This window comes from Xanthomonas euvesicatoria pv. euvesicatoria, assembly GCF_020880415.1.
GTDB lineage: Bacteria > Pseudomonadota > Gammaproteobacteria > Xanthomonadales > Xanthomonadaceae > Xanthomonas > Xanthomonas euvesicatoria.
Genome location: NZ_JAJIUJ010000058.1, coordinates 1 through 865, shown reverse-complemented (window position 1 = coordinate 865; position 865 = coordinate 1). Strand labels below are relative to the sequence as shown.

At 64.2% G+C, this 865-nt stretch carries 1 pseudogene; it reads left to right on the top strand.

What is annotated here, in order from left to right:
* Window positions 1-41: 41 nt before the first annotated feature.
* Window positions 42-865 (top strand): annotated as a pseudogene (locus LN450_RS10480) (IS3-like element ISXc8 family transposase); the annotation flags it as partial.

Below are 865 nucleotides of genomic sequence, written 5' to 3'. Positions count from 1 at the left end.
GACACTTACAAGAAGGCCGATCAAGGCCATGAGGAGTGTTCATGTCAAAGCGCAGGAAGTTCACTGCCGAGTTCAAGCGTGGCGCGGTTGAGCAGGCCAGCCAGCCCGGCGTCAGCTGTGCCCAGGTGGCCCGGGAGCTGGGGATTCGCGACACCCTGCTGACCCGCTGGAAGCGCGAGGCGCAGACCCCGGGGACGGCCGCATTCGGCGGCAGTGGCACGCCTCGGGACGAGGAGCTGGCTCGACTCAAGCGCGAGTTGGCGCGGGTGAAGAAGGAACGGGATTTTTTGCGAGAAGCGGCGACGTTCTTCGCAAAGGGATCACCCTGAGGTATCAGGTGATCGAACGTTGCCGCGATGAGTTTCCGATTCGGCTGATGTGCCGGTGCCTGAAGGTATCGGCCAGCGGCTACTACGAGTGGAGTAAGCGTCCTGCGAGCGCCCGGCAGCTCGACAATGAGCGCCTGGTCGTACGGATGCGCGAACTACACGAAGACAGCCGCGGTACGTTGGGGGCTGGCCGCATGCGCGAAGACCTGGCTGAGGAGGGCGAGACCGCCAGCCTGAACCGGGTAGCACGCCTGATGGCGGCCGACGGCCTGCAGGGCTGGCCCCGGCGCAAGCGTCGCGGGCAGCGTGGCAGTCCGGCCGTGACGCCGCCGGGCGTGGTCAACCTGCTTGAACGTGATTTTCTCGCGCTGGAGCCGGAAACCAAGTGGGTGACCGATATCACCGAGATCAAGACCCAGCAGGGCAAGCTGTATCTGTGCATCGTATTGGATCTGTACGACCAGCGCATTGTTGGCTGGTCAATGCACGCTCGGCAGGACCGTCAGATGGTGATCCGGGCTGTGCAGATGGCGGTC